This is a genomic window from Kibdelosporangium persicum (assembly GCF_013280595.1).
In the GTDB taxonomy this organism is placed as follows: Bacteria; Actinomycetota; Actinomycetes; order Mycobacteriales; family Pseudonocardiaceae; genus Kibdelosporangium; species Kibdelosporangium persicum.
In genome coordinates, this window is record NZ_JAAATY010000008.1 from 222,608 (window position 1) to 246,617 (window position 24,010).

At 69.5% G+C, this 24,010-nt stretch carries 28 protein-coding genes and 1 pseudogene; 13 read left to right on the forward strand and 16 right to left on the reverse strand.

Going from position 1 to position 24,010, the window contains the following annotated elements:
• The first annotated feature begins 7 nt into the window (after positions 1 to 7).
• The 5 genes from GC106_RS17125 to GC106_RS17145 all read left to right on the forward strand — a co-directional run bounded on the left by GC106_RS17125 (position 8) and on the right by GC106_RS17145 (position 2,783).
• Entirely contained in the window at positions 8 to 241 is a 234-nt protein-coding gene (locus GC106_RS17125) for a hypothetical protein (RefSeq protein ID WP_173131220.1), read from the forward strand.
• Positions 242 to 339: 98 nt separating this feature from the next.
• Complete coding sequence (locus GC106_RS17130; RefSeq protein WP_173131223.1) at positions 340 to 522, forward strand: hypothetical protein; 183 nt, start codon at positions 340 to 342, stop codon at positions 520 to 522.
• Positions 523 to 695: 173 nt separating this feature from the next.
• Complete coding sequence (locus tag GC106_RS17135) at positions 696 to 1,244, forward strand: hypothetical protein (protein WP_173131226.1); 549 nt, start codon at positions 696 to 698, stop codon at positions 1,242 to 1,244.
• A 20-nt stretch (positions 1,245 to 1,264) separates the two neighbouring features.
• A complete protein-coding gene (gene bcp / locus GC106_RS17140; RefSeq protein ID WP_173131228.1) occupies positions 1,265 to 1,738 on the forward strand; it encodes a thioredoxin-dependent thiol peroxidase in 474 nt (157 codons plus the stop codon).
• 118 nt (positions 1,739 to 1,856) lie between these two features.
• The gene (locus GC106_RS17145) at positions 1,857 to 2,783 is read left to right on the forward strand and encodes a hypothetical protein (protein ID WP_173131230.1); all 927 of its coding nucleotides are present in this window, start codon (positions 1,857 to 1,859) and stop codon (positions 2,781 to 2,783) included.
• Between the two features lie 289 nt (positions 2,784 to 3,072).
• Here the strand turns inward: GC106_RS17145 and GC106_RS17150 are convergent, their stop codons facing one another.
• Positions 3,073 to 4,221, reverse strand: coding sequence for an FAD-dependent monooxygenase (locus GC106_RS17150; RefSeq protein ID WP_173131232.1), 1,149 nt, complete (start codon positions 4,219 to 4,221; stop codon positions 3,073 to 3,075).
• A gap of 62 nt (positions 4,222 to 4,283) precedes the next feature.
• Between GC106_RS17150 and GC106_RS17155 the strand changes: the two genes are divergently transcribed.
• Positions 4,284 to 4,802 (forward strand): TetR/AcrR family transcriptional regulator, encoded by a 519-nt coding sequence (locus GC106_RS17155; protein ID WP_173131234.1) that lies wholly within the window; start codon positions 4,284 to 4,286, stop codon positions 4,800 to 4,802.
• A 36-nt stretch (positions 4,803 to 4,838) separates the two neighbouring features.
• Here the strand turns inward: GC106_RS17155 and rdgB are convergent, their stop codons facing one another.
• The 6 genes from rdgB to GC106_RS17185 are packed head-to-tail and all read right to left on the reverse strand — an operon-like array spanning position 4,839 to position 9,230.
• Positions 4,839 to 5,444, reverse strand: a complete 606-nt coding sequence (gene rdgB, locus GC106_RS17160; protein ID WP_173131236.1) for an RdgB/HAM1 family non-canonical purine NTP pyrophosphatase — start codon at positions 5,442 to 5,444, stop codon at positions 4,839 to 4,841.
• A gap of 2 nt (positions 5,445 to 5,446) precedes the next feature.
• Positions 5,447 to 6,220, reverse strand: a complete 774-nt coding sequence (gene rph, locus GC106_RS17165) for a ribonuclease PH (protein ID WP_173131239.1) — start codon at positions 6,218 to 6,220, stop codon at positions 5,447 to 5,449.
• Between the two features lie 23 nt (positions 6,221 to 6,243).
• The gene (locus tag GC106_RS17170) at positions 6,244 to 7,014 is read right to left on the reverse strand and encodes an MBL fold metallo-hydrolase (RefSeq protein ID WP_173131242.1); all 771 of its coding nucleotides are present in this window, start codon (positions 7,012 to 7,014) and stop codon (positions 6,244 to 6,246) included.
• 36 nt (positions 7,015 to 7,050) lie between these two features.
• Positions 7,051 to 7,866 (reverse strand): glutamate racemase, encoded by an 816-nt coding sequence (murI, locus tag GC106_RS17175; RefSeq protein WP_312872712.1) that lies wholly within the window; start codon positions 7,864 to 7,866, stop codon positions 7,051 to 7,053.
• A complete protein-coding gene (locus GC106_RS17180) occupies positions 7,866 to 8,513 on the reverse strand; it encodes a rhomboid family intramembrane serine protease (RefSeq protein ID WP_312872697.1) in 648 nt (215 codons plus the stop codon). The genes murI and GC106_RS17180 overlap by 1 nt, the downstream gene beginning before the upstream one ends.
• Before the next feature lie 54 nt (positions 8,514 to 8,567).
• Positions 8,568 to 9,230: a rhomboid family intramembrane serine protease gene (locus GC106_RS17185; RefSeq protein ID WP_312872698.1), complete on the reverse strand. Its 663-nt coding sequence runs from the start codon at positions 9,228 to 9,230 to the stop codon at positions 8,568 to 8,570.
• A 21-nt stretch (positions 9,231 to 9,251) separates the two neighbouring features.
• Here GC106_RS17185 and GC106_RS17190 point away from each other — a divergent pair, with 21 nt between their 5' ends.
• Positions 9,252 to 10,109 (forward strand): SMP-30/gluconolactonase/LRE family protein, encoded by an 858-nt coding sequence (locus tag GC106_RS17190; RefSeq protein WP_312872699.1) that lies wholly within the window; start codon positions 9,252 to 9,254, stop codon positions 10,107 to 10,109.
• A gap of 25 nt (positions 10,110 to 10,134) precedes the next feature.
• Here the strand turns inward: GC106_RS17190 and GC106_RS17195 are convergent, their stop codons facing one another.
• The 6 genes from GC106_RS17195 to clpS form a co-directional block, all read right to left on the reverse strand.
• Positions 10,135 to 11,085 (reverse strand): PLP-dependent cysteine synthase family protein, encoded by a 951-nt coding sequence (locus GC106_RS17195; protein WP_173131247.1) that lies wholly within the window; start codon positions 11,083 to 11,085, stop codon positions 10,135 to 10,137.
• Between the two features lie 2 nt (positions 11,086 to 11,087).
• Entirely contained in the window at positions 11,088 to 11,360 is a 273-nt protein-coding gene (locus GC106_RS17200) for a MoaD/ThiS family protein (protein ID WP_173131250.1), read from the reverse strand.
• Between the two features lie 46 nt (positions 11,361 to 11,406).
• A complete protein-coding gene (locus tag GC106_RS17205) occupies positions 11,407 to 11,862 on the reverse strand; it encodes a M67 family metallopeptidase (RefSeq protein ID WP_312872700.1) in 456 nt (151 codons plus the stop codon).
• A 67-nt stretch (positions 11,863 to 11,929) separates the two neighbouring features.
• Positions 11,930 to 12,958 (reverse strand): P1 family peptidase, encoded by a 1,029-nt coding sequence (locus GC106_RS17210; RefSeq protein ID WP_312872701.1) that lies wholly within the window; start codon positions 12,956 to 12,958, stop codon positions 11,930 to 11,932.
• Positions 12,955 to 13,512 (reverse strand): DUF2017 domain-containing protein, encoded by a 558-nt coding sequence (locus tag GC106_RS17215; RefSeq protein WP_173131253.1) that lies wholly within the window; start codon positions 13,510 to 13,512, stop codon positions 12,955 to 12,957. The genes GC106_RS17210 and GC106_RS17215 overlap by 4 nt, the downstream gene beginning before the upstream one ends.
• Entirely contained in the window at positions 13,509 to 13,796 is a 288-nt protein-coding gene (gene clpS, locus GC106_RS17220) for an ATP-dependent Clp protease adapter ClpS (RefSeq protein ID WP_173131256.1), read from the reverse strand. Before clpS ends, GC106_RS17215 begins: the two co-directional genes overlap by 4 nt.
• A 102-nt stretch (positions 13,797 to 13,898) precedes the next feature.
• Between clpS and GC106_RS17225 the strand changes: the two genes are divergently transcribed.
• The 3 genes from GC106_RS17225 (at position 13,899) to GC106_RS17235 (ending at position 16,597) form a co-directional block, all read left to right on the forward strand.
• Positions 13,899 to 15,194: a nicotinate phosphoribosyltransferase gene (locus tag GC106_RS17225; protein ID WP_173131259.1), complete on the forward strand. Its 1,296-nt coding sequence runs from the start codon at positions 13,899 to 13,901 to the stop codon at positions 15,192 to 15,194.
• A 40-nt stretch (positions 15,195 to 15,234) separates the two neighbouring features.
• The gene (locus GC106_RS17230; RefSeq protein ID WP_173131262.1) at positions 15,235 to 15,804 is read left to right on the forward strand and encodes an isochorismatase family protein; all 570 of its coding nucleotides are present in this window, start codon (positions 15,235 to 15,237) and stop codon (positions 15,802 to 15,804) included.
• 211 nt (positions 15,805 to 16,015) lie between these two features.
• On the forward strand, positions 16,016 to 16,597 hold the full coding sequence (locus tag GC106_RS17235) for a biotin transporter BioY (RefSeq protein ID WP_173131265.1): 582 nt from the start codon (positions 16,016 to 16,018) through the stop codon (positions 16,595 to 16,597).
• A 39-nt stretch (positions 16,598 to 16,636) separates the two neighbouring features.
• Here GC106_RS17235 and GC106_RS17240 read toward each other — a convergent pair.
• Positions 16,637 to 17,650 (reverse strand): annotated as a pseudogene (locus tag GC106_RS17240) (DMT family transporter); the annotation flags it as partial.
• Between GC106_RS17240 and GC106_RS17245 the strand changes: the two are divergent.
• The 3 genes from GC106_RS17245 (at position 17,649) to GC106_RS47830 (ending at position 21,860) form a co-directional block, all read left to right on the forward strand.
• Positions 17,649 to 18,509: a LysR family transcriptional regulator gene (locus GC106_RS17245; RefSeq protein ID WP_173131268.1), complete on the forward strand. Its 861-nt coding sequence runs from the start codon at positions 17,649 to 17,651 to the stop codon at positions 18,507 to 18,509. The pseudogene GC106_RS17240 and the gene GC106_RS17245 overlap by 2 nt on opposite strands.
• 51 nt (positions 18,510 to 18,560) lie before the next feature.
• A complete protein-coding gene (locus GC106_RS17250; RefSeq protein ID WP_312872702.1) occupies positions 18,561 to 20,603 on the forward strand; it encodes an ATP-dependent DNA helicase in 2,043 nt (680 codons plus the stop codon).
• Positions 20,604 to 20,684: 81 nt separating this feature from the next.
• Positions 20,685 to 21,860, forward strand: a complete 1,176-nt coding sequence (locus GC106_RS47830; RefSeq protein WP_173131271.1) for a S1 family peptidase — start codon at positions 20,685 to 20,687, stop codon at positions 21,858 to 21,860.
• A 140-nt stretch (positions 21,861 to 22,000) separates the two neighbouring features.
• Here GC106_RS47830 and GC106_RS17260 read toward each other — a convergent pair whose 3' ends face one another.
• Both GC106_RS17260 and serB read right to left on the reverse strand, forming a co-directional pair.
• The gene (locus GC106_RS17260; protein WP_173131274.1) at positions 22,001 to 22,765 is read right to left on the reverse strand and encodes a peptidyl-tRNA hydrolase; all 765 of its coding nucleotides are present in this window, start codon (positions 22,763 to 22,765) and stop codon (positions 22,001 to 22,003) included.
• Positions 22,762 to 23,988, reverse strand: a complete 1,227-nt coding sequence (gene serB / locus GC106_RS17265) for a phosphoserine phosphatase SerB (RefSeq protein WP_173131277.1) — start codon at positions 23,986 to 23,988, stop codon at positions 22,762 to 22,764. The genes GC106_RS17260 and serB overlap by 4 nt, the downstream gene beginning before the upstream one ends.
• Positions 23,989 to 24,010 lie beyond the last annotated feature (22 nt).

Consider the following 24,010-nt stretch of genomic DNA (forward strand, 5'->3'; position numbering starts at 1 on the left):
TGGGGTCATGACGACGCCCGGGTCACTGCCTCAGCGCACCGTCTGCCACGGCTGCCGTCAGGTCACCCACATCCGTCTCGAGGACGAGGACGAGATGGCCGTGCTCCGGCCGATGACCGTGCCTGGTCAAGGCTCGATCTACCACGAGATCGCGCCGGGCGTGATGGTCGAGCGGCCGTGCCCGTTCTGCGGCGAGTCCGCCGACCCCGGCTGGCTCACCGGGTTCACCCCACCCGTCTGACCGCGGTGATCCTCCACCCGGTGGCTTGACCGATCCGGAGAAACTGACACCATGTCGAAAGGTGTCCGAGGCGCGGCCGTCCGGGAGGTCTGAGAACCATGCGGGGACTCGAACCGCTGCGGCGGGCGCTTCGCGTGGTCGACTGGTTCGAGGCCCGCGGTGTCTACGTGCCCGGTGAGGACAACCACCCCGTCTCCCCATGGCGTGACTTCGGCTGGTTGATCGCCTCGTGGCTGATCACAGTCGCCCTTTTCGTGGTGTTCTTCGCCATGGCCGCCTGAGGGTGGCCGGCCCGAGTGGCCATGGTCACTCCAGGTGCGGTTTCGGTTACGGCTTGGCCACATCACGACACCAGCTCCGACTCGACCTCGGCATCACTGTGGGTATTTAGCGCGACAAGCCCCACTCTGTGGAAGTCACACCTCTCTCCCCCATAGGCTGAAAGCAGGAACCCGTGAGAACCGTCGGACTGGCGGTCGCCGCATGCGTGGTCGTCGCGCTGGCGACTGGGTGTGATGCGGGTGTGCTGAACAGCGCGAGCGCGACCGGGGTCTCCCCCGCCGCCGCGCCGTCCCCGGCCCAGCCGCCGGACGCGATCGCCGACCGGCCCGCCAAGTTCGGCGAACGCCGGGTCGTCGCTGGTTCCCTGATGGTCACCGTGTTGGCGCCGAAGTCGTTCGTACCAGGGGATACCGCCTATCCACGGCCGCCGCGCGCGGTGGCATTCGAGGTCGCGCTGGAGAACCAGGGCAACCGGACGTACCGGCCCGCCGAGCTGGTGGTCCGGGCGACGAACTCCGAGGGCGTCGCGGTGGTCCCCGTGGTGGACAAGGCGCAGGGATACGCGGGCAACGTCAGCGCCGACATCGAGGTCCCGCCCGGCAAGAGCATCCGGCTGACGTTCGCGTTCGCGGTGCCGTCCGGGCCGGTCGACCTGCTGGTCACCGTGCAGCCGGACATCGCGACGGCCGGTGACCGCGCCGAGTTCGAGGGCACCGCCTGAGCCGGGTAGTTTCTGCGGCTATGAGCGAGCAGAAGAGGCTGGCCGTCGGCGATCCGGCACCCGAGTTCACCCTTCCCGACAGCACCGGCAAGCCGGTGTCGCTTTCGGACTACCGCGGCCGGTCGGTGGTCGTCTACTTCTACCCCGCGGCGGGCACGCCGGGGTGCACCAAGCAGGCGTGCGACTTCCGGGACAACCTGGCCGAACTGAACGACGCCGGGTTTGACGTCATCGGCATCTCCCCGGACAGCCCGGCGAAGCTGGCGAAGTTCGTCGAGACCGAGGGCCTGACGTTCCCGCTGCTGTCGGACGCGGACCGTGCGGTGATGACCCAGTGGGCCACGTTCGGCGAGAAGCAGAACTACGGCCGTACCGTGATGGGCGTGATCCGGTCCACCTTCATCGTCGACGGTGACGGAAAGATCGCCAAGGCCGCCTACAACGTCAAAGCGACCGGTCACGTGGCGAAACTCCGCCGCGACCTGGGCGTCTGAGGATTTTCGGCCGGCTGGCTCAACCTTGGCGCCAGCTCGTGCGTCAACGCCGCTCAGCCCCGGAAAGTTGAGCCGATCCGCCGTCAACCTGGGGATATAGCTCCGGCGTTTCCGGGGCATGAGGCGGACACAGTGGACGTTCACGGTGGCCATCACGGCCGTCGTGCTGGGGCTCTCCGGTTGTGCCACCACAAAGGCAAGCCCCGAACCGGCGCAGGAGATCCCGTTGCTGACCGGATCTGACGGCGCGGCACCGGCACCCTCGGAATGGACGGTGCCGCCGAGTGATCCGTTACCCGGCCCGGCATCGCCCCCGGCCCTGCCGTCCCCGGGGGCGCTGGCGGACAAAGTGGACATCGAGCAGGCGGTGCGGCAGGTGGCGAGGAACTCGGCCGCCGCCGGAGTGGTGATCGACCGCGGGTCCGGCGCACGGCTGGCGTCGCAGAACGCGGACCGGCCGTTCTACGCGGGGTCGCTGGTCAAGCTGATCGTCGGGGTGGACGCGATCCTGCGCCACCCCGGCGATGGGCTGCTCCGCAAGCGGATCGCCACCATGGTCCAGGTCAGCGACGACGAGATCTGCAGCGAGTTGTGGGTTTCCGAGGGCGGCGGCACGGCGATCATCGGCCGGATGCGCCAGCGGATGGGCCTGAGGGCCACCGAGCCCCCCAGGAATCCCGGCCAATGGGGCGACACATTGCTGACAGCGAACGACGTGGTCCGCATCTACGACTACATCCTCGGAGACGCGCCACCCGTGGTCCGCGAGACGATTCTCGACGGGATGGCCAACGCGTCGCCGACCGGATCGGACGGGTTCAAGCAGCACTTCGGGATTCCGTCGGCGACCGATCAGCCATGGGCGATCAAACAGGCCTGGACAAACAACGACCGGCACGTGTCCCTGCACAGCACCGGCCTGGTCGGCGCGAAATGGCGGTACACCGTGGTGCTGCTGACCGAGCATCCGGCCGGGCGGAAGTACGAAGCCGCCGCCAGATCGGTCACGGTGGCCGCCCAAGCGATCAACCCGCTGCTGCGCTAGCCGCCAGATCGGACCGTTTGTACAAAGGGGAGACCCGTTGTACAAACGGCTAAAGGACGACGATTTCGCCGAGGTAGAGCCCGGATCCGTCACCTCGCGGCAGCCAAGACGAGCAGTGCACCCAGATGGTCCGGAGCCCGCCGCGCACATTGAACAGTTCCGCACATCAACGCAGCTCGGCGCCGTTGTCCAAAGTGATGAGCAGTCATACACATGGCCGAAGAGGCACGACACCATCGAGACAGGAGACGGGGTGTCACCCGGCCAAACGCGCCGCGCCCCTGCTCCACTAACCCCAGGTCGAGCTCGTTGTACAAGGTGGTGACCAGTTGTACATACGGCTGAATGACCGCAACATCACCGAGGCAGGCACCAGTTTCATCAGCCGGTCGCGGGCAGCGGCCATGACGGGGGATGTCAGCAGGCCGAGCCGGGCGGCCTGTCGGGACATCCGGGAGACTGACTGGGTCCGGCGCAGGCGCAGGCTGTCGTACCGCGCCAGGTTTCCCCGCTGGACGACGACGCCAAGAGTGACGGCGTCCTCCAGGGCCTGGCAGGCGCCCTGTCCCATGTTCGGCGTCATCGCGTGCGCGGCGTCGCCGATCAGGACGACCGGGCCGTGCACGTAGGTCTTCAGCTTCGGCACGTACGACAGGTCGTGCCGGAGGATCTTGTCCGGCGACGCCTCGCTGAGCAGCTGCGGGATCGGGGCGGCCCAGTGGCCGAACCGGCGGCGCAGCTCGGCCAGTTCGCCGTCCGGGCTGCGCCGGCCTGGCGGGGCGAGGGTACCCGCGAAGGCGTACACCTGGTCCTTGGGCAGCTGGATCAGCCCGAACTCCTCGCCCTGGCCGAAGAACTCGCCCACCACCTCCAGCCGCTGCCCCGGGCGGTCGATGACGGTCCGCCAGGCCGTGGCGCCGAAGTAGATCGGGTCCGTACCCGGCCAGAACCGGGCACGGATGACACTGCGGTGGCCGTCGGCGCCGACCAGCAGGTCGGCCCGCGATTCGCCGTGGCTGTGTGAGACGACCACCCCTTCGCCGTCGAGCCGGGCCCCAGTGATCAGAGTTCCGGTGCGTAGCACGCCGTCCGGCACTGCCTTGGCCAGCGCGGCGAGCAGATCGGCTCGATGGAGTGCGACGGCGGGACCGTATCGACGGTCCAGTTCGGATGTGTCTGCGTGGATGAGCCGGTCGCCGCGCGACGTCATGATGCCGCCGTTGCCGGCGAGCAGGCCGACGTCGCGAATCCGGTCGCCCAGGCCGATGTGGTCCAGGGCGCGCGACGCGTTCGGCCACAACGTCAGGCCGGCGCCCACCTCGCCGAGTTCGGGCGCCTGCTCGAACACCTCGACGTCCCACCCGACACGGGTCAGGGCGATGGCGGCGGCCAGGCCGCTGATTCCCCCGCCGGCGATCACCGCTTTCGGCACGATCATCTCCCCTCTACACCTGTAGAGGACTCTACACTTGTAGAGTGCCGGACCGCCGAGCTGAACTGATGGACGCAGCGATCGTCACACTGGCCCGCGAAGGCATGCGTGGGCTCACCCATCGCGCCGTCGACCGGGCGGCCGGTGTCGCGGAGGGTTCGACGTCGTACTACTTCCGCACCAGAGAGGCATTGCTGGTCGGGGTGCTGGACCGGCTCGCCGATCTGAGCACCGCGGAGATCAGCGCCGTGGACGCGCACGACCTCGCCGCCGTCGCCGGACTCATCGAGCATTGGGCGACGGCCGGACGCGAGCGGATGCTCGCCAGGTTCGAGTTGACCCTCGAGGCCACCAGAAGGCCGCAACTGCGGGCCGCCCTCGAGCGGCTCAGCGGGCACTTCCGGTCGATGGCCGAAGAGGTGCTGGCCGAAACGAACGTGCCCGACGCCAAACGCCGCGCGGCCGATCTGGTCGCTCATATCGACGGCCTGCTTTTCGACCAGGTCGTCGGCGCTGGACCGGCCAGATCGCTCGAGGACCTGCAGCGGGCCCTGACACCGCTGTTCATGGCCGCTTTCGCGGTGTAGCTCTGTTGCGAAGCGGAGCTTCACAACAGAGCAGGCTCAGCCCGCGAGTGCCCGCAAGTGCGGGAGCAGGAGATTCAGTGCCCGGCCGCGGTGCGAGATGCGGTCCTTCTCGGCCGACTCGAGCTCGGCCGACGAGCGGGTCTCGCCTTCCGGCACGAAGATCGGGTCGTAGCCGAAACCGTTGGTGCCCCTGGCTTCCCGAATGATCCGGCCCGGCCATACGCCACGGACCACGACATCCTCCTGGCCCGGGACGACCAGCGCGACGGCGCAGATGAAGGCCCCTCCCCTGCGCTCGTCCGGCACGTCGCCGAGCTGGTTGAGCACCAGGTTGAGGTTCGCGTTGTCGTCGCCGTGTGAGCCAGCCCAGCGCGCGGACAGCACGCCTGGCATCCCGTTGAGGGCGTCGACTTCGAGCCCGGAGTCGTCCGCGACCGCGGGCAGGCCGGTCGCCTTGACCGCGTCGACGGCCTTCGCGTGCGCGTTCTCCTCGAAGGTCGCGCCTGTCTCCGGCGCCTCGGGGTACTCGGGCACGTCGTTGAGCGTGATCAGCTCGATGCCCGAAACACCCGCGGCGTCCAGGATCCGGCGCATTTCCACGAGCTTCTTGGCGTTGCGGGTGGCCAGCAGCAAACGTGTCACGGCTACTTCGCCTTCTTCTTGCGCGGCGCGGGCTCGGGCAGCTCACCGGGGTACGGCTGGGCCAGCGCCTCGGCCTGCAACCGGCAGAGCTTCTCGGTGCCGGCCAGCGCCAGGTCGAGCATCTGGTCCAGGGTGGAACGGGCGAACGTGGCGCCCTCGCCGGTGCCCTGCACCTCGACCAGGGTGCCCGCGTCGGTCGCCACGACGTTCATGTCGACCTCGGCGATCGAGTCCTCCTCGTACGGCAGGTCCAGCCGGACGCGCCCGTTGACGACGCCCACGCTGACCGCCGCGATCGCGCACGACAGCGGCTTGGGATCGGCGAGCCGGTCGGCCGCCGCGAGCCAGGTGACCGCGTCGGACAAGGCGACGTACGCGCCGGTGATCGCGGCTGTCCTGGTGCCGCCGTCGGCCTGGATGACGTCACAGTCGACCATGATGGTGTTCTCGCCGAGCGCGGACAGGTCGATGCACGCCCGCAGGGACCGGCCGATCAGCCTGCTGATCTCGTGGGTGCGGCCGCCGATGCGGCCCTTGACCGACTCACGGTCACCGCGCGTGTTGGTCGCCGACGGGAGCATCGCGTACTCGGCGGTCACCCAGCCGAGCCCGGAGCCGACCCGCCAGCGCGGCACGCCGTCGGTGACACTCGCCGCGCACAGCACCTTCGTGTTGCCGAACTCGACCAGCACCGATCCGGCCGGCCATTTCTGGAAGCCCCGCGTGATCCGGACTTCCCTCAGTTCGTCGTCGTTCCTGCCGTCACTTCGCGCCACCAGGCAACCCTACGAGATGCGCATCAGACCGTGTACGTGTCCCCGAGCTCCACCAGCCGGGAGTCACCCTGGTACGCCTGACGGGCCTCCGCGAGCACGGCCTCGCGGTCGGTCCACGGCGGCACGTGCGTGATCAACAGCCGCCGGACGCCCGCCCGGCCGGCCAGTTCTCCCGCTTCCCGGCCGGACAGATGCAGGTTCGGCGGACGGCCTGGTTCGTGCGTCCACGACGCCTCGGCCAACAGCACGTCGGCGCCGTCGGCGAGTTCGTCCAGCGCGTCACACGGGCCGCTGTCGCCGGTGTAGACCAGGCTGCGGCCACCGTGGGTGATGCGGAAACCGTAGGCCTCACAGGGGTGGTCGACTTTTCGCGCCGTCACCTGGAACGGCCCGATCTCCACGGTGTCGGCCGAGAGCCTGCGGAAGTCGAAGACGTCCGAGAGGTCCGTGATGGCCAGCTCCTCCGCGTCCGGGGCATAGGCGCGGGCGAACCTGTCAGGCGCCTCGCTGGGCGCGTAGACGGGCAGGCGCTGCACCCGGGGGTCCCTGGAGGGCTTCGGGTGGTACCTACGGAAGACCGTCAGCGCGCTGAAGTCCGCGCAGTGATCAGGGTGCAGGTGCGACACCAGGAGCGCGCCGAGCAGGAACGGGTCGCAGTAGCACTGGAGCTCGGCCAGTGTGCCGTTGCCGAGGTCCATCGCCATCAGGAAATCGTCGGCCTCGATCAGATAACCCGAGGCAGGCGAGTTCGGCCCGGGAACGCTGCCCGAACAGCCCAGCACGGTCAACAACACGATGCACAGCGTTACACACCGCGTGCCAACAACGGGTCAATTTCGCACCATCGGCCTAACTGTGGCTACTTCCAGTCCCAGAAAACGGCGTGCCAGGCGGTGGAACGGCGCGACTGGACCGGTGGCCATGAATTCGTGCCTCGGCTCCTCACCAGCGGGTTCCCGCAGCTGATCACGCTCGGTGAGCACCCGGACGACGTCCTTCGCGGTCTCCTCCGCGCTGGATACCTGGGTGACCCCGTCGCCCATTACGATCTGCAACACCCCGGTCAACAATGGATAGTGGGTGCAGCCCAGAACCATCGTGTCGACCTGCGCGCGTTGCAACGGCTCAAGGTAGCTCTGGGCGAGGCCGAGGATCTGCCGCCCCGAGGTCACACCGCGTTCGACGAACTCCGCGAACCGCGGGCACGGAACGGCGGTTACGGTCACGTCCTTCGCCGCGGCGAACGCGTCCTGGTACGCCCCCGAACGGATCGTGCCTACGGTGCCGATGACACCGATCCGGCCCGTCCGCGTCGTCGCGACCGCACGGCGCACGGCGGGCAGCACGACCTCGACAACTGGTACCGAGTACCGCTCTCGCGCGTCGCGCAGGCAGGCCGACGACGCCGTGTTGCACGCGATGACCATCAGTTTCACGCCGCTGTCGACCAGTTCGTCCATGATCGCCAACGAGTGCGCCCGCACTTCGGCGATCGGTTTCGGGCCGTAGGGCGTGAACTGTGTGTCGCCGATGTAGCGCAGCTGCTCGTCGGGCAGCTGGTCACGGATCGCGCGGGCGACCGTCAGGCCGCCCACGCCCGAGTCGAAGATCCCGATCGGCGCGTCGGCCGAGATCGAACCGGGGATCAAGCCGGCAGCTCCGGAACGACCGGGTCGGCGGGCTGCTTGCTCCGGCTGGCCCGCGCGGTGAGCCACGCGGTCAGTACACCGGCCAGCGCTCCGAAGAGGTGGCCCTGCCAGGAGATCTGCGGGTTGCCGGGAAGCACACCCAGCAGCGTACTTCCCCAGTACAGGAACAGGACCAGCGCCACCGCGAGCTGTTTGAGGCTGCGGTTGAAGATACCCCGCACCAGCAGGAACGCCAGCCAGCCGAACGCGATGCCGGACGCGCCGACCGTGATCGTGCCCGACGACGCGGTGAGCCACACGCCCAGGCCACTGACCAGCCAGATGGTCACGGTCACCGCGATCCACTGGCCCACTCCGCCGGCCATCGCCAGGAAACCGAACAGCAGCACCGGCAGGGTGTTGCTGAACAGGTGCTCCCAGCCGTGGTGCAGCAGCGGCGCCCAGATCACGCCGTCGAGACCGGACCAGGACCGAACGACGATCCCCCAGCCGTCCAGGTCGAACGGCAGGACCAGGTCGACCAGCTCGACCAGGTACATCAACGCGGTGAAGCCGAGGACCACCAGCGCCGCCTGTTTCGGGTTCGGCGGCACGACCCGGTTCAGCGGGCCGGGAGCGGCGGGCACGGCAGGCAAAGTGCTCACACTTCGAGGCTACGTTCCCGGACAGGCCCCGGGATCAGGTGAAACCCTGGCTTTTCACCCCGGGATCGTGGTGCGGCGGGTGGCCTGTTTGAGCGACCGGCCGACCAGCCAGGCCGCCACGATGCCGCCGATGGCGCCGCAGAGGTGCCCTTCCCAGGAGATGCCCGGCTGGTTGGGCAGCACGCCCCAGAGCACCGATCCGTAGACCGCGAACACCACCACGGCGATCAGGATCTGCGGCAGGCTGCGCACGAACAGGCCGCGGACCAGGACGAACGTCAGGAACCCGAACACGACGCCGGACGCGCCGACGTGAATGGTCCCGGGCTGGCCCAGCAGGAACGTGCCGAACCCGCTGAACAGCCAGATGATCGCGGTGACGCCGAGGAACTGGCCCGTCCCGCCCGCCGTGGTGAGCAGGCCGAGCACCAGGAACGGCACCGCGTTGGCGGTCACGTGGTCCCAGCCGGCGTGCAGCAGCGGGGCCCACAAGATGCCGTCCCATTCGTCCGCTTCACGTGGCCAGATGCCGTGCAGGTCGAGCGTGTGCCCCAGCGCTGTGTCCACGCCTTCCACCACGAACATCAGCGCGACGAACCCGGCGACCACGATGAGCGCCTGCAGCGGGTTGCGCGGAATGATCCGCTTGGCCGGCGGTGTCGGCGGTTTGGGTGGTTTCGGGGGCTCGTCCTGGTACGGAAATCCAGTGGGCTCCACAAGATGACAGTATCCCGGTTCGTGACTGATCGTTTCGAGATCGCGGTACGCGCCGAGGCCGAGCTCGGCGAAGGGCCGACCTGGGACGCCAGGACCGGCACCCTGCTGTGGGTCGACATCCTCGCTCCGGCGATCCACCGCTGGAACCCGTCGACAGGCGTGAACGAGACCACCAGCGCGCCGCAGCACGTCGGCGCGGCCAAGCCCCGGGCAGGCGGCGGGCTGATCCTGAACCTCCGCGACGGCGTCGCGATCGTCGATTCCGCAGGTGAGCACCGGTGGCTCGTTTACTGGGCCAGGGACGGGGTGCGCGGGAACGACGCCGCCGTGGACGCCGCTGGACGGTTCTGGGCCGGGACCATGCGCTACGACACGGCTGAGGGCGGCGGCTGGCTGGCCAAGGTCGAACCGGACGGCAAGGCGACCATGGTGCTCGACAAGGTGAGCATCAGCAACGGCGTCGGCTGGAGTCCCGACAACACCCGGATGTACTTCGCGGACACGCCAACTGGCCTGATCCAGGTGTTCGACTACGACCTCGACTCCGGAACCGTCTCGTCGCCACGCCCGTTCGCGGACGTCGACGGCTCACCGGACGGTCTGTGCGTCGACGGTGACGGCTGCGTATGGGTCGCGTTGTGGGGTGACGGCCAGGTGCGCCGGTACACGCCCGACGGCAAGTTGCTCAGCACCGTGATCGTGCCCGCCAGCAAGACGACGGCGTGCTGTTTCGGCGGCGACCAGTTGACCGATCTCTACATCACGACAGCGCGGGTCGGGATGAGCGAATCCGAGCTGGCGCGTGAGCCGCTGGCCGGGTCGGTGTTCGTCGTCCCGGACGCCGGAACAGGCCTGCCGTCCACTGTTTTCGCAGGTTGACAGGCCTGGCCAGGAAACCGGGCCATCACGCCCAGAGGTGGCCGTCGAGACGTTCGGCGGCCTCGTCGAGCGAGCCGCTGTAGGCACCGGTGGACAGGTACTTCCAGCCGCCGTCGGCCACGATGAAGACGACGTCGGCCTCCTCACCCGCCTTGGCGGCCTTCTCGGCCGCGGCCAACGCGGCGTGCAGGATCGCGCCCGTCGACACGCCCGCGAAGATGCCCTCGGTCTCCAGCAGCTGCCGGGTACGCCGGAGGGCGTCGTACGAGCCGACGGAGAAACGGCTCGTGAGGACGGACGGGTCGTACAACTCGGGCACGAAGCCCTCGTCGAGGTTGCGCAGGCCGTAGACCAGCTCGCCGTACCGGGGCTCGGCGGCGATGATCTGCACGCCAGGCTTGTGCTCACGCAGGTAGCGACCGACGCCGACCAAGGTCCCGGTCGTGCCCAGGCCCGCCACGAAGTGCGTCACGGACGGCAGGTCGCGCAGGATCTCCGGACCGGTGCCCTCGTAATGGGCACGGACGTTGTCGTCGTTGCCGTACTGGTAGAGCATCACCCAGTCGGTGTTCTGCTTGGCCAGTTCCTTGGCCGTGGCCACCGCCTGGTTCGAGCCGCCCGCCGCGGGCGAGAACACGATCCGGGCGCCGTACGCCTGAAGCAGCTGGCGGCGCTCCTCGGAGGTGTTCTCCGGCATCACGCAGACCAGGCCGTAGCCCTTCAGCTTGGCCGCCATGGCCAGTGCGATGCCGGTGTTGCCGGACGTCGGCTCGAGGATCGTGCAGCCCGGGGTGAGGCGGCCGTCTTTTTCGGCCGCCTCGATCATCTTCAACGCTGGGCGGTCCTTGACCGAGCCGGTCGGGTTGCGGTCCTCGAGCTTGGCCCACAGCCGCACGCCGTTGCCCGGCGACAACCGCGGCAGTCCGACCAACGGGGTGTCGCCGAGCGCGTCGAGCAGCGAGTCGTACCTGGCCATGATCAGCCGCCGGCGACCGCGGGCAGGATCGTCACGGTGTCGCCGTCGGAGACCTTCGCCTCCAGGCCGCCGGCGAACCGGACGTCCTCGTCGTTGACGTACACGTTGACGAACCGGTGCAGGGTGCCTTCCTTGACCAGGCGGGTCTTCAGGCCGCCGTGGCGGGCCTCCAGGTCGTCGATGATCTCGGCGACCGTGCTGCCGGTGGCCTCGACGGCCTTCTCGCCACCGGTGTGGGTGCGCAGGATGGTCGGGATGGAAACGGTCACAGCCATGGGAATCCTCCGGCTTCAGGGTTTCGAAGTGGCGCGGTGCTCGGGCTCAGCCACGGTCCGGGACGTCGTCCGCCCCGGTGTGCGAGAACAGGTAGGACTCGACGACTTCCACCGGCTCCTCGGTGACCTGGCCGTCCACGATCCGGTACGACCGCAGCTCGATCTGTTCCGGGTGCCGGGTGGAGACCAGGACGTAGTGCGCGCCCGGCTCGCTGGCCAGGGCGATGTCGGTGCGCGACGGGTAGGCCTCGGTCGCGGTGTGCGAGTGGTAGATGACCACCGGCACCTCGTCGTTGCGGTCCATCTCGCGCCAGAGCCGGAAGTGCTCGGCCGAGTCGAACTCGTAGAACGTCGGCGACCGGGCCGCGTTGGTCATCGGCACGAACCGTTCGGGCCGGTCGGTCCCGTCCGGGCCGGCGATCACACCACACGCCTCGTCCGGGTGGTCACGCCTGGCGTGGGCCACCATCTCGTCCACGAGGTCACGGCGGATCTGCAACACGACCCCATCCTAAAGGCTGGATGGACCGTTCCCACCCGGTGAGAAAGACCACCGGATCAATCGGGTGTCAGCGGGAATGTTCCGGCCACAGGTCGCGGTAGGCCGGGAGGTCGCCGTTGGCCTCAGCGGCGAGCAGTCCGTGGACCATCGCGCGGGCGAACGTGTCGGCCGCGGCGGCGCAGAGCCGGTCCAACGCCAGCGCCCGCAGTGGCGCGTTTGTCGCGCCACCCCCGTCGGCGCCGTCCTCTTCCAGCGGTTTTGTGCCCGTCGCGAGGGCGAAGACGGTGTCGCCGTCGAACATCGAGTGCGCCGGGTGCACCGCACGGGCCAGGCCGTCGTGCGCGGCCACCGCGAGCCGCCGGGTCTCCGCCTTGGCCAGTTTCCCGTCCACCGCGACCACGCCGATGGTCGTGTTGAGCAGCCTGCGCGGGATGTCCGGCAGGGTGGCCGCGCGGTTGGGCCAGGGCCCCCCGAACTCACCCCGCAGACCGAAACGCGCCGCGAACGGGACGCCGGTCAGGTCGTCCACGGCCTCGCCCACAGCGTTGACCACCGCGAGCGCACCCACGGTGAACCCGTCGACGACCGTGCTCGCCGTGCCCACGCCGCCCTTGAGGGAACCGACGCGTGCGCCTGTCCCCGCTCCGAGGCTGCCCTGTCCGACCTGACCACTCGACGCCGCCTCGCACGCCGCGTACCCGAACTCAGCGTCGGGTCGGTTGCCCCAGGCGTTGACCGGTAGGTCGAACAGCACAGCCGACGGCACGATCGGGACGACCTCGTGCGGGCGCGTACCGACCTGCAGTCCACGGTTGTGCTCAGCGAGCCACCGCATCACGCCGTCCGCGGCCGCCAGCCCGTACGCGCTACCGCCTGACAGACAGATGGCGTTGACGTGCTGCACGAGGTTCTCGGGCAGGAGGGTGTCCGTCTCACGCGTCCCAGGCGCGCCACCGCGCGCGTCCACCGCACCGACGGTCTGCGGCGGCGTGAGCACCACGGTCGTGCCTGTGGCCCAGCCGTCGCCGACCTGCTGGTGATGGCCGACCAGCAGGCCCTCGACGTCGGTGATCGCGTTGAGCGGCCCGGAGTTCACGAGCTCATCGCGTGGATGAGTTCCTCCTGCACCACCGTGAGCCAGTGGTAGACCGGCAGGTGGCCGGCGCGGGGGTCGTCATCCGGCAACTCGTCGGGCATGTCCTCCTCGACGTCCAGCGCCGTGCCCAGCGCCAGGCGCACGTCGTTGATCGCCGACAGCCAGGCGTCCGCCTGCTCCAGGCTGAGCCGGACCTTGCCGCCGTCCGGCGGGCAGGTCTCCAGCACCACCCCGGCCACCCCGGTCTTCAAGTCCAGCAGCGTGGGCTCGTGCAGCGACCGTAAGGCGGCCGCGGAGTCCATGTCCTCCTTGGACGGCTGGTCGGAGTCCAGCCGGTGGAAGTCGGGCAGCAGCCGCGACAGGATCGGGTCGTCCGGCGCGGTGGCCGGACCCGTCCGGATCCCGGTCAGTTCGGCCAGTTCGTCCTGCGGCGCCTCGTCCGCCCTGGCCCGCAGCATGTCGTTGATCTGGCCGACCAGGCCCCGCAGCACGGCCGCCTCCTGGCGCTCCAGCTCGGCCACGACCTGGTCGCCGTCCCGTCGCCACGGGTTCAAGAGTCACGCTCCATCGTCGCCCAGAGGCCCGCCGCGTGCAGCCTGGCCACGTCCGCCTCGACCTTGTCCTTGTCACCGGAGGACACCACCGCTTTGCCCTTGTGGTGCACGTCGAGCATCAGCTTCGTGGCCTTGTCCCTGGAGTAACCGAACAGCTTCTGGAACACGTAGGTCACGTACGACATCAGATTGACCGGGTCGTTCCAGACGATCGTCTGCCACGGCTTGTCCTCGGCGGCCAGATCCGCACCGTCTGTCTTCCCCAGCTCGACTGGCGTGGTCATACCCCAATGGTGGCATGCCCCCGCCGAGCCGTTGTGTCGAGTTCAGGGGTTTTGCGCCGCCGGGTGATCCGCCCGCGTGGCAGCGCCATAGGCTCTGACTTCATGAACGGACCCGGCGCGAGCACTGCGCTGCTCACTGACCACTACGAGCTGACCATGCTGGCAGGCGCGCTCGCCGATGGCACCGCGGAGCGGCCATGTGTTTTCGAGGTGTTCGCCCGCAGGTTGCCCGACGGCCGCCGCTACGGGCTGGTCGGCGGCACCCAGCGGGTGCTGGACACGATCGCCCGGTTCCGGTTCGGCGATGACGAGCTGAGCAGGCTGAGCGAGTCCGAAGTGGTCGACAAGCGGACCCTGGACTGGCTCGCTTCTTACAGATTCTCTGGAGATGTCGACGGATACCCTGAAGGTGAGCTTTACTTCCCCGGCTCGCCGATCCTGACCGTCCGCGGCACGTTCGCGCAGGCAGTCGTGCTGGAGACGGTCATCCTGTCGATCCTGAACCACGACAGCGCGATCCTTTCCGCCGCGGCCAGGATGGTCAGCGCCGCCAACGGCCGTCCGATCATCGAGATGGGCTCGCGACGGACCCACGAGGACGCCGCGGTCGACAGCGCGCGGGCCGCGTACATCGCCGGATTCGCGACCACGTCGAACCTGGAAGCGGGCCGCACCTACGGCATTCCGACCGCGGGCACGTGCGCGCACGCCTTCACGTTGCTGCACGACGACGAGCGCTCCGCGTTCCAGGCCCAGGTCGACGCGCTCGGCGTGGGCACCACGCTGCTGGTGGACACGTACGACATCACCAACGGCATCAACACCGCGATCGAGGTGGCCGGGCCGGACCTGGGTGCCATCCGGATCGACTCCGGCGACGTCGGCGTGCTCGCCCGGCTCGCCAGGGACCAGCTCGATTCCCTGGGCGCCAAGGACACCCGGATCGTGGTGTCCGGTGACCTGGACGAATACGCGATCGCCGCGCTGCGTGCCGAGCCGGTCGACGCCTACGGCGTGGGCACCGCGCTGGTCACCGGGTCCGGGGCGCCGACCGCGGGCATGGTCTACAAGCTGGTCGAAGTGGACGGCCGCGCGGTGGCCAAGCGCAGCTCCCACAAGGAGTCCCGGGGCGGGCGCAAGGGCGCGATGCGGCGCCACAAGCCGACCGGCACGGCCTTGGAAGAGGTCGTGTACAAGCCGGACAAGCAGTGGCCGGCGATGACGGACAACGACCGCGATCTGCAAGTGCCGTTCCTGCGCGGTGGACAGCCGGTGGCCGACCCGCCCACCCTGGAGCAGTGCCGCAAGCGCGTGAAGCGGGGCCTGGTCAGCCTGCCGTGGGAGGGCTTGAAGCTGTCACACGGCGAGCCGGCCATCCCCACTGTCTTCATCGACTGAGGGTTCATCGGCTGAGGGACGAGCGACTGAGGGAGTGCCAGTGGCGAACGCGTTGATCGTCGTGGACGTGCAGAACGACTTCTGTGAGGGCGGCTCGCTGGCCGTGACCGGCGGTGCCGCGGTCGCCGCGGCGATCAGCGAGCACATCGCCAGGACGCCGTACGACATCGTGGTGGCCACCCGGGACTACCACATCGATCCAGGCGCGCACTTCAGCGACAACCCGGACTACGTCGACACGTGGCCCGTGCACTGCGTCGCGGGCACGCCCGGCGCGTCGTTCCACCCCGAGCTGGATGTCACGGCGATCCAGGCCGTGTTCTCCAAGGGCGCCTACGCCGCGGCGTACTCGGGCTTCGAGGGTGAGGCCGCGGACGGCAGCTCGCTGGCCGACTGGCTCAAGGCTCGGTCCGTGACGAACGTGGACGTGGTCGGTATCGCGACCGACCACTGCGTCCGGGCCACCGCCCTCGACGCGACGCGGGCCGGGCTGAACACGCGGGTCCTGCTGGAGCTGACCGCGGGTGTGGCGCAGCCGACGGTCGACTCGGCGCTGGACCAGCTGCGTGACGCGGGTGCCGATCTCGTGGGAAGTCCCCGGGTCGGCTGAGCGAGCTCGCAGCGTGACGGGGAACGCGGCGGGCATGGCGATCAGGCCGCCGCGCCTCCGGAACACCGCGGCACCGGCCGAGCCGTCCGGTTTGGCGTGACCGGCACCAGCGGTGACGCCGGTCGGCGCGCGGGTGTTGGGATCGCCACAGCCGAACCTCCAGTTCCGGCAATTAGCCTGCCGTGAGGAGAGATCGATTCTGGAGGTAACCGTGTCTGTTGTACCTGTTCCGGCCCGTCCGGCCGTGCTCGCCGACCTCGTGCCGCGCACGTTCGTCCGGGACGCCGCGCTGGTCGTCGGTGGCGCCGCGCTCACCGGGCTCGCGGCACAGGTCGTGCTTCCCGTGCCGGGCAGCCCGGTGCCGATCACCGGGCAGACCTTCGGCGCGCTGCTCGTCGGCGCCGGGCTGGGGTGGCGGCGTGGCGCCGCGTCGATGCTGCTGTACCTGGTCGCCGGGATGGCCGGGGTGCCGTGGTTCCAGGACGGCAAGTCCGGCTGGCTCGGCGTGACCGGTGGTTACCTGGTCGGTTTCGCTGTGGCCGCGGTCCTGGTGGGCGCGCTGGCCGCGCGCGGTGGCGACCGTACGGTGCTGCGCACGATCGCCACGATGGTGCTAGGCAATGTCGTGATCTACGCGATCGGCGTGTCGTGGCTCGCCGCCGCGACCGGCATGGACCTGGGTACGGCCATCGAGCGCGGGCTGCTGCCGTTCCTGGTCGGCGACGGGATCAAGATCCTGCTGGCCGCCGGGCTGCTGCCGGGTGCGTGGGCGCTGGCCAACCGCCGGTCCTGATCCATCCCGTGAACCGCCCCGTGATCGGCTCAGCACGATCCCGAGGATGATCAGCGCCGCGCCGGCGACGGTGTTCAGGCCGACTGGTTCGGCCAGGAACACCGCGCCGAGCGCGGTGGAGAACAGCGGGGTGATGTAGGTGACCGTGGACGCCACGGTGGACCCCGCCGCCCGGATCACGACGAAGTTCAACTGGTAGGCCACCCCGGTGCCCAGGGCGCCGAGCACCAGCAACGCGGCCATGGCGCCAAAACCTGGCCACCCCGGGCCACCTGCGAAAACCGGCGTGACCAGACCCAGTTCCAGCGTCCCGCACGTGACCTGGACAGCCGCCAGGACCATCGCCGAATCGGGCCGGTGGGACATGAAGCGTCGCGTGTACGCGAAGGCCACGCCGTAGCAGGTCGTCGCACCGAGGCAGGCCAGCGTCCCGACCAACGGACCGGTGTCGACGCCGTTCCATACCCCGAGGACGACCAGCACACCGACGAACCCGATGGCCATTCCGACGAGCCTGCGGGCGGTCGGCCGCTCGTCGGGCAACAACATCAGTACGAACACCAGCGTCGCGAGCGGCACGGTCGCGTTCCAGACCCCGGCCAGCACCGAGCTGATCTTGGTCTCGCCGAACGCGAACAGCGGGAACGGCACCGCGTTCAGGAAAAGCGCCACCACGGCGCCGTGGCCCCACACCGCCGGATCACGGGGCATCCGCCGGCCCGTCACGAGGACCAGCAGCCACAACGCGGCGGCGCCGAAGACACACCGCCACAGCGCGACCCACATCGGCGCGACGCCCGCGTTGACCGCGATCTTGATGAGGAAGAACGTCGATCCCCAGATCATCGACAACACCAGGAAGGCGGGCACCCAGCCGGTGGCCCCCTCGTCGCGCCATCCCGGTTGACCTGCGCTTACACGTAGCTTTCTCATCACGCTCCCACCGTGACCGGCTCCGCCGGGCGTGTCCGGCGGTGATCGGACACGAGGTTCGCCCGATCCGGCACAATGAGTCCAACAAGTTGGCCTGCGAGATCCATGAGAGTCGCTCATGACCGTCAATCTGGCTCAGTTGAGGGCGTTCCTCGCCGTGGTCGACGAGGGCGGGTTCAGCGCGGCCGCCCCCGCGCTCGGCATCAGCCAGTCCGCGGTCTCGCACGCGATCGCGGCGCTCGAGCGGGCGGTCGGCAGTCCGGTGCTGCACCGGACCAAACAGCCACAACTGACCACGTTCGGCGCGCGCTTGGTCGAACACGCACGGGCCGCGGTCGGCGCGGCGTCCGCCATCGACGACCTGGTGGCCGAGAACGCGAACCAGCCCACCGGCACCATCCGGCTCGCCGCGCCGGCCACCGTGTGCCAGGGCCTGCTGCCGGACTTGCTGACGAAGTGGCGCGGCGACTTCCCGGGCATCACGGTCCGGGTCTTCGAAGGCGAGGACCACGAGATCGTCGAGTGGCTCGCCGAACGGACCATCGACGCGGCGGTCCTGGTCGATCCGGACGGCCATGACGGGGCCGAGATCGGCGCGGACGAGTTCCGCGCACTGCTCCGCCGTGACCATCCGCTCGCGGGCGAGGACGTGATCGACATCCCGGACCTGGACGACGATCCGTTCCTGTTGTCCGACGGCGGATGTGAGCGCCATATCCGGGAGCTCTACCGGCGGACGACGAGCCGGTTGCGGCCGACGCACCGGGTTCGGGAAGGCGCCACCCTGATCGCGATGGTGCAGGCCGGGATCGGCGTTTCGATCGTGCCCAGCCTGATGGGCGCCATGATCGACAACCGGGTCGTGCTCGTGCCTTTGAAGCAGAAACTGAAACGCCGCTTGGTTTTGACCGGTCCCGCTTCAGGATCGTGGCATCCGGCCGTTACCGCCTTGGTCGACGCGACGCGGTCGAGGGCCTGACAGCACCGAGGGTCTGAAAGCGATGTCGGTGCCTGCCGGTACCGTCGGTCCGTGCCCCGAACCGCCGACTCCCTCCCGTCCCTGCGCGAACTGCTGACGACCGCCGTCGAAGCGGTCGGCGGTGCCGAACGGCCCGGTCAGGTGACCATGGCCGAAGCGGTGCACAAGTCGATCAAAACAGGCGAGCACCTGGCCGTCCAAGCGGGCACCGGCACCGGGAAGTCGTTGGCGTACTTGGTTCCCGCGGTCCACCACGCGATCGAGAGCGGCCGGACCGTCGTGGTCTCCACGGCGACCATCGCGCTGCAACGCCAACTGGTCGACCGTGATCTGCCCAGGCTCGCCAAGGCGCTGAAGCCGTCGATCGGGCGGGAGCCGACGTTCGCGATCCTCAAGGGCCGCCGCAACTACCTGTGCCTGCACCGGCTCGACACCGGCGCACCGGAGGAGCCGGACGACGGCGCGCTGTTCGACCCGTTCGCCGTCTCGGCACTCGGCAGGCACGTCAAAAGGCTCTTCGAATGGTCCTCGGAGACCGAGACGGGCGACCGCGACGAGCTCGTGCCCGGTGTGACCGACCAGGCGTGGCGGCAGGTCTCCGTGTCGGCCAAGGAATGCCTCGGCAAGGACAAGTGCCCGTTCGGCACGGACTGTTTCGCGGAACTGGCCCGGGCCGAAGCCGGGCGGGCCGACATCGTCGTGACCAACCACGCGCTGCTCGCCATCGACGCCCTGCAGGGCTACCAGGTCCTGCCCGAGCACGACGTCGTGATCATCGACGAGGCCCACGAACTGGTCGACCGGGTCACGTCGGTCGCCACCGCCGAACTGACCGCGGGCATGGTGTCCGCCGCGGTGAAACGCTGCGGCAGGCAGATCGCCGAGGACATCGTCGACCGGCTGGAAGAGGCCGGCGAAGGCATCCGGGAGATCTTCGGCGACCTGCCGCAGGGCAGGCTGGACGAGTTGCCGCGCCCGTTGGAAGGCGTGCTGCGGGTGACTCGCGACGCCGCGCACGCGTGCATCACCGCGCTAGGACCGGACCGTTCGTCACAGGACGTCGAGTCGACCACGCTACGGCGTCAGGCGATCGCGTTGCTGGAGGAAATCCACGACACCGCGGTCCGGGTCCTGGAGGCGTTCGACACGGACGACGCACAACGCCGTGACGTCGTGTGGCTGAGTTCGGACATGATCGGTGGGAATCCGCGGCCTCCGGCGCTCCGGGTCGCGCCGCTGGGCGTAGCCGGACTGCTGCGGGAGCGGCTGTTCGGGGAATGCACCACCGTCCTGACGTCCGCGACGCTCACACTCGGCGGATCGTTCGACGCCCTGGCCCGCCAGTGGGGCCTGCCCGTCGAGCAGCGGCCCTCCCAGAAGGCCGAAGGCACGGCCACGGACATCACGCCGCCCGCCGACAACGACATGCCGCGCTGGTCCGGGATCGACGTCGGATCGCCGTTCACCCATGAGAAAAGCGGAATCCTGTACGTGGCGCGGCACCTTCCGCCGCCTGGCCGCGACGGTCTGCAACCCGCGTTCTTCGACGAGCTCGAAGGCCTGGTGAACGCCGCCGGTGGCCGCACGCTGGGGCTGTTCTCGTCGATGCGGGCCGCCCGGCAGGCCGCGGACGAGCTCAGGGAGCGGCTGGACCACCCGATCTTGTGCCAGGGCGAGGATTCCACGTCGTTGCTGGTCAGCAAGTTCGCCGAGGACGAGGCCACGTGCCTGTTCGGGACGTTGTCGCTGTGGCAGGGCGTCGACGTGCCCGGCCCGTCACTGCAACTGGTGGTCGTCGACCGGATCCCGTTCCCGCGTCCGGACGACCCGTTGGCGTCGGCTCGTCAGCGGGCGGTCGAGGCGCGCGGCGGCAACGGGTTCCTCACCGTCGCCGCGACGCACGCGGCACTGTTGCTGGCGCAAGGCGCGGGCCGTCTGCTGCGGTCCAATGACGACAAGGGCGTCGTGGCGATCCTCGACTCGCGGCTCGCGACCGCACGGTATGGCGGCTTCCTCCGCGCGTCGCTTCCTCCCTTCTGGACAACCTACGACCAGTCAGTTGTAAGAGGTGCATTGGCCCGGCTCAATAGTTGAACCACCATCCCATTGCCGTCCGTACCACCCTACGGAGGCATCGCGGAAGGTGAGGGAGACAGCCGTATGGGGTCGCACCGGGTGGATGAACCGCGCCCGTTCAACCGCAGGATCCTTGTGGGGCTGGTGATCGGTGTGACGGTGTCGGCCACGCTCACCGCGATCGCCACGACCAACCAGTCACCGGTGGCGCACGAGACCGTCGAGGTGGGATCGTCCATTCCGCTGGAACCCACGATGCGCAAGGACGTGCGGCTGACGCCCGACGAGGCCAAGGCACGGGCCCGCGAGGAAGCCCACCTCAGCAAGATGGTCGACTCGTTGCGCCGCAAACTCGGCAACGCGTACGCGGGCGCCTGGTACGACAACACCAAGCGCAAGCTGATGGTTGGCATCATCGACCGGGCGTATCTCGGCGATGTGCAGCGGGCCGGTGCGGAACCCCGGATGATGAAGAACAACCTGGCCGGTCTGGTCGGCCAGAAGACCCGGATCGACCGGATGGGCGGGTCCGCCCCGTCGTCGATCTTCTCCTGGTACGTCGACCCGGCCACGAACAGCGTGGTGATCGAGGCGAAGAAGGACGGGACGGCGGACGAGTTCATCGAGAAGGCCAAGGGCAACGGGGACCTGGTCCGCGTCGAGAGGTCGGACCGTGAACCCCGCGTGCTGGCGGACGTGATCGGCGGACGCGGCTTCACCGTCGGCGACGCCCGCTGCTCGATCGGGTTCTCCGCGACCACGCCCGCCGGAACGAAGCACTTCATCACCGCCGGGCACTGCACCGCGGCCGGTGCGGTGGTCCTCAGCGACGGCCTGGAATTCGGCCGGGTCAACGCGGGCACGTTCGACACCGACGGCGACTTCGGCCTGGTCGACGTGACCGACCCGGCCGCCGGGATCCCGGCCTCCTCGGTCGACACGCGGGACGGCGGGCCGATCACCGTGACCGGCACCGAGGTGGCGCCGGTCGGTGCTTCGGTATGCCGGTCGGGCGCGACGTCCGGCTTCGCGTGCGGCGAGATCACCGCGATCGACGAGACGGTGAACTACGGCGAAGGCCGGATCGTCCGCGGCCTGACCCGGACCTCGGTGTGCGCCGAGCCTGGCGACTCGGGCGGGCCGTTCGTCAGCGGCACGCAGGCCCAGGGGGTGACGTCCGGCGGGATCGGTGACTGCGCCAGCGCCGGGACCACGTTCTTCCAGCCGATCAACGAGGCCGCGACCAAGCTCGGCGTGACCGTGGTGACCGGCTGACCAGTTTTGTCGGCGATGAGTGACGCACGCTCACCCTCGGGGCCGCCTTCGGGTCCAGGCCTGGTTCACGTGGTGGTGGCGGGGCAGGTCGCCGCATGGCGTCCAGATCTGAGAACACCCTGCTCAACGAGGGTGGCGCATCAGGCGCGCCACTGGGCGAGGACGGTCACCGTGCCCGGGTCGACCTCGGTGAACCCGGCGTCGCGCACCGCGATCACCCGGCGGTCACGCCAGGCGCCGCCCGGGTCGTCGCCGGGGTGGAGCGAGGCCCACTGCTCGCGGCTCGGCGTCCGGACCGCGCAGCGGAAGCCGATTTCCGCCCACGCCTTGAGGTCCGGCTCGTCGAGCAGTGCGGCGAGCAACATGCTGGCGTGGCCGACCTGAGCGGCCGCCTTGCCCGCGGTCAACGGGACAGCCGGGTTCAGCCAGAGAACCGGCACGCCGTCCGGCACGGGGCCGGGTTCGTCGGCGGGCAGTTCGCTGCCGGAGATCTGCAGGCGGCTGATCTCCCTGGGCGTCTCCACCACCAGGCCAGGCACGAGCGCGCGGACCTCGGCGCCGTCGACCTCGACGGTGACGCCCGGAAAGGCTTGCACCGCCAGCCAATGCGCGCCGCGAGCCCGGCGGGAGACCTTCCGGATGTGCCCGGCGACCCAGGCGCTGACCGGCTCGTGCCACTCGCCTTCCGGCTCGGCGCGCGGGTCCAGGCACACCGCGATGGCCGCGGCAGCCGCTGCCTCCAGGACCGGAGTCCGGCTCGGTACCGGGTCCCGTTCGATACGCAGTATCACCGGCATCGCCCTGACCAGCTCCGGCGCTGTCTCGACCTGGTTGGTCTGATCGGCCGGAAGAGCCAGCCACGAGGCGTAGCGCGCGGCCAGTGGAGCGAGGATGCCGCTGGTCACAGCCGTTCGCCGTCGATTCCGTCCGCCGCGTCCGCGGCTTCGACTTCGGCACGGGTCACGCCGAGCACGAACAGCACGACGTCCAAGTACGGGTGGGACAGGGCCGTGTCCGCGACCTCGCGCAGCGCGGGTTTGGCGTTGAACGCGATGCCCAGACCCGCCGCGGAGAGCATGTCGATGTCGTTGGCGCCGTCACCGACAGCCACGCATTGGGCCAGCGACACCCCGGACGACTCGGCGAAGCGGCGCAGCGCGACAGCCTTGCCGGGCCGGTCGACGACCTCGCCGATCACACGGCCGGTCAGTTTGCCGTCGACGACCTCGATCTCGTTGGCCGCGCAGAAGTCCAGGCCCAGATCGTCGACCAGGCGCTGGATGATCCGGGTGAACCCGCCGGACACGACACCGCACCGGAATCCGAGCCGCTTGAGGGTCCGGACCGTCGTGCGGGCACCGGGCGTCAGCTCCAGCGCGCCGGCGACCTCGTCCAGCACGGACTCGGGCAGGCCTTCCAGAACGGCCACCCGCCGGTTCAGCGACTCGGTGAAGTCGATCTCACCGGCCATCGCGGCGTCGGTGATCTGCTTGACCTGCTCCTCGCAGCCGGCCTTGGCGGCGAGCATCTCGATCACTTCGCCCTGGATCAACGTGGAGTCCACGTCGAACACGATCAGCCGCTTGGCCCGCCGGGTCAGGCCTTCCCGCTCGACCGCGACGTCCAGGCCCACCCGGGAAGCCACCTCGACGAGCGCGTTGCGCAGCAGGCCGTCGGCTTCGGGCGTGTCATCCGCGACCGAGACGTGCAACTCGAGACCGGTCACCGGGTAGTCGGCCACGCGGCGGATCGCGTCGATGTTGACGCCCAGCGCGGCCATCCGCCGGGCGACCTCGGTGAAGGCCCGTGCGGTGACGGGCCTTCCCAGGACGATCACGGCGTGGGTCGAACCGACCCTGGCCGGGGTGAGCGTGTCCGCGCCGATCTCGACGGTGACCTGCATGGCCACCGTCGCCATCGCCTGCTCGACCAGCTCCTGCAGACCCTCGGGGTCGTGGTCGGTGCCGACCAGCACGCCCAGCACGAGCTGGCCGCGGATCACGACCTGTTCGACGTCGAGGACTTCGACGCCGTGCCTGGTCAGCACCGCGAACAGGACCGAGGAGACCCCGGGCTTGTCCGGGCCGCTCACCGTGATGAGCACAGGCGTGCTTGATGGACCGGGCAAGGCGTGCCTCCTCGGTTGGAGC

Bases quoted from the DNA above. Each gene is read 5' to 3' on its own strand.
- bcp (WP_173131228.1), top strand. From the start codon at position 1,265: ATGAGCGAGCAGAAGAGGCTGGCCGTCGGCGATCCGGCACCCGAGTTC.
- GC106_RS17145 (WP_173131230.1), top strand. From the start codon at position 1,857: ATGAGGCGGACACAGTGGACGTTCACGGTGGCCATCACGGCCGTCGTG.
- GC106_RS17200 (WP_173131250.1), bottom strand. From the start codon at position 11,360: ATGGCTGTGACCGTTTCCATCCCGACCATCCTGCGCACCCACACCGGT.
- GC106_RS17130 (WP_173131223.1), top strand. From the start codon at position 340: ATGCGGGGACTCGAACCGCTGCGGCGGGCGCTTCGCGTGGTCGACTGG.
- GC106_RS17125 (WP_173131220.1), top strand. From the start codon at position 8: ATGACGACGCCCGGGTCACTGCCTCAGCGCACCGTCTGCCACGGCTGC.
- GC106_RS17245 (WP_173131268.1), top strand. From the start codon at position 17,649: ATGACCGTCAATCTGGCTCAGTTGAGGGCGTTCCTCGCCGTGGTCGAC.
- GC106_RS17225 (WP_173131259.1), top strand. From the start codon at position 13,899: ATGAACGGACCCGGCGCGAGCACTGCGCTGCTCACTGACCACTACGAG.
- GC106_RS17150 (WP_173131232.1), bottom strand. From the start codon at position 4,221: ATGATCGTGCCGAAAGCGGTGATCGCCGGCGGGGGAATCAGCGGCCTG.
- GC106_RS17195 (WP_173131247.1), bottom strand. From the start codon at position 11,085: ATGGCCAGGTACGACTCGCTGCTCGACGCGCTCGGCGACACCCCGTTG.
- clpS (WP_173131256.1), bottom strand. From the start codon at position 13,796: ATGACCACGCCAGTCGAGCTGGGGAAGACAGACGGTGCGGATCTGGCC.
- GC106_RS17155 (WP_173131234.1), top strand. From the start codon at position 4,284: ATGGACGCAGCGATCGTCACACTGGCCCGCGAAGGCATGCGTGGGCTC.